We start from the raw sequence: 2834 nt of genomic DNA, 5'->3' as shown, positions 1-2834 counted from the left end.
TTTATCCTTCGCCTTAAAATAATCCTCCCTTATCGCTATCAACCCCTCCTTCCCTTCAAAAAACCTTACTTTCGGTTTTTCTTCGGCGATATTGAAAAGCGTTTCCAGTTCCGGCAGGTATTTTTTAAATTCTTCTTCTTTGCGCTTCAGGCCTTCTTCCTGCTCTTCCAAAAGCGTCAGCAATCGCTTCGGGTCCTCAACCTGGAAATAGGTTTTTTTACCCTTTTCCACCGAGCTCATCAACCCTTTTTTCATCAACTTTTCTATAATAACGTAGGTCGTCGCCCGGTTGATGTTCGCCTTTTTGGCGATTTCCTGCACCGCGCCGGAACCCAGCTCCAGCGAAGCGAGATATACCTTGGCCTCCTTTTCCGCCAAGCCCAACTCCCCAAGTTTTAATTCCAATGTTTTATTGTCGGTGTTCATGAGTTCGTTATTTAAATTATTATATCACAAGGTCTTATAAGTATTGTCATTTCGCCGGCAAATATCCATAATCACCACTTTACCCGCCTCATTAATTCTATAAATTACCCTCAAGTCGCCTTTGCGTATTCTATAAATTCCGTCGTTGCCTTTAAGTTTTTTAATATCGAGATCCGCCATTTCCCCTTTTTTAATTTTTTCCAAAACATCTTTGATTGTACTATATTCTTTTTTACTTAATCTGTTTAAATCCTCTAGCAACACTCCTCCTTTTTTAATTTTAGTAAAATCAATTACCTTCTCCCAAACGCCTTCATCGCCCCATTCATCAAGCGGCTCAAGCTTAAAGATCGGTTTTGATTTTCTAACCACCACAAAAGATCTCCCCTTTTTAACCTGGGCGATGTAATTTTCCATATTTTCCCTTAATTCCTTTAATCCTATTATCGCGCTTTTCATGCTTTATATAACAAAGTTTATCTTAAGATTAACTTCCAGTCAACTTTACCAATTATCCCCTGTTCTTACAATTTACCGCGCTAACAACAAGGAAAATGGGCTTCTTGCTGTTGTTTTCCTTAAATTTCAGGTATTCTTCCTTCTCGGCCGAATTAAAAACATCGAGTAATTACTTTTTCTTTAATTTATCTAAAAAATTTTTAATGTCTTCTTCTTTAGGAGGATCGCCGGCATCAGCAAAATCTTTTGCGTGGAAATTGCCAATTAGCTCTTCTGCCAAACCGCTTACATTACTTTTTCTTTCTTCACCGCTATTTTCAATGGCATCATCGATACCCCTTCTGATCTCAATTCCAACAACCCTTGTCGCGCTGTATTTCTGTCCTTCTGTTTGAGAAAGGCTCATGACAAAATTAAATCCTTCTCCAACTCTGGCTATTTCTCCCTGATTATAAAGTTCGTAGCCCTGCTGAAATTTATCTTTCTTTTCGTTGTAGATCTTTATTGCCCCGTTGGCGCTTTTCGACCTGCGCAACATGTACCTATTTCCACTTTCCGTCATGACGAACGCCCTGTCGCCGTTTCTTATATCATCCACAGTTAACACACCCGGCCTCTCAACCTCAAATTTTTGGCCCATAAATTCTTTGTACTCTTTTGGTTTACCCTCATTCCCTGATGGAATGTTTGGTTGTTGTCTGAATTTCATAATAAAAAATTTAAATTAATAATAAATCCGCTCCTAAAAGCGGCGGCCGGAATATTGTTTAAGAAACGCCATTTTTTTATCAATTAACGCCTTTTTGTCTTTCAGTGCCGCCTCTAGTCTGCCTATCGTCGGCATAATTTCGGCGCCATTTTCTTTTTTAATTATTCTTCCGCCTGCGGCGTGTCCTTCTTGGCCCAGCTTTATAAGGAAATAAGCTAACTTGCCAAGCATTTCCGGATTTTCTTTTATTCCGGCTCTCGTTTGCCGTTCGCCGAGCCCTTCAACAAACTCGGCGATTCTTCCAATTGACCGCTTCAAGCCGTCAATGTCCGGTTTTTGAGAACCCGCGGCCGCCCTAAGAGAGCTAATCGCTGCCGCAATCCTCCCAGGATCATCCGTTAGCTGATCCAGCCCCTGCGAATCTCTTTCTCTTAAAACGCGGGCGACTCCTTCAGCGGCTTCAATAAAGTTATTAAATTCCTGGGGCTTAATTTTCTCAGTATTTTCGTTTGGCGCTTCTTTTTGTTTTTCTTTCTCGGGCTCTTCTTCTCCGCGCCCTTCACCGGCAGCATCAGCAATGACACCGCCTCCGTTGAAATTGCCGTTGCCGCGATTGCCGCTTTTTTCAAGTTCTTCTTTTTTTGCCGAAAGTTTGTTTATTTTCTCTTTATATGATACCAAACTCGCCGACTCTTCATTTTTTTCCGGAAGGCCCAGTTTTGCCCTTTGTTCGGCCAGGTTTTTCTTTTCATTTTCAATCAGCTTTTCCGTTTCTAAAATTTGCCGGTTAATTTCATCAATCTCCTGTTCGGGCGTCTTCTTTTGTTTCAGCTTGTTCGGGCTCTCCGGCAATTTCTCAAAATCCGCCTCCTCGCCTTTGTTTTTTATGCTGTTTTTTGTTTCGTTTAATTCTTCCATGAATTCAAAGGATGCTTGTTAACAATTTTTCCTAACCACCAAAGGATTCTTCTGTTGATTAAATTCCGGATATAATTTTCACAAATTCTTCAATGTCTTTTACGTCATGCTGAATAATTTTGTAATCTTATTTTGCTTGATATATCTTTTCTCAATGCCTTGCTGTTCTTTTTCGGAAACACTAGCCACGGCAAGTCCACTCCTTAAAAGAATACTACGGAAGTCAAAATACTCATTTAAAATTCTAGGCTCAATTAAGACGCGGTATGGTTCTTTCTCGTAAATCAACTCCCCGTCTTTAATAATCCCGTATTTCAATTCC

At 40.4% G+C, this 2834-nt stretch carries 5 protein-coding genes; all 5 read right to left on the bottom strand.

All coding sequences use genetic code 11. The features are described 5' to 3' along the window. The coding region (locus HUT38_04695; protein ID NUQ57750.1) for a hypothetical protein at positions 1-426 on the bottom strand (426 nt) is incomplete at its 3' end. Between the two features lie 24 nt (positions 427-450). Then, positions 451-885 (bottom strand): hypothetical protein, encoded by a 435-nt coding sequence (locus HUT38_04690; protein NUQ57749.1) that lies wholly within the window; start codon positions 883-885, stop codon positions 451-453. 169 nt (positions 886-1054) lie between these two features. Continuing rightward, positions 1055-1594, bottom strand: coding sequence for a hypothetical protein (locus HUT38_04685; protein NUQ57748.1), 540 nt, complete (start codon positions 1592-1594; stop codon positions 1055-1057). Positions 1595-1627: 33 nt separating this feature from the next. Beyond that, positions 1628-2512, bottom strand: coding sequence for a hypothetical protein (locus HUT38_04680; protein ID NUQ57747.1), 885 nt, complete (start codon positions 2510-2512; stop codon positions 1628-1630). Positions 2513-2611: 99 nt separating this feature from the next. Continuing rightward, positions 2612-2834, bottom strand: a 223-nt coding sequence (locus HUT38_04675; GenBank protein NUQ57746.1) for a hypothetical protein, incomplete at its 5' end; no start/stop codon positions are given.

The organism is Candidatus Paceibacter sp. (assembly GCA_013360865.1).
GTDB lineage: Bacteria > Patescibacteriota > Minisyncoccia > UBA9983 > UBA9983 > SURF-57.
The sequence above is the reverse complement of the archived record's forward strand: the minus strand, read 5'-3'. Positions and strand labels throughout refer to the sequence as shown.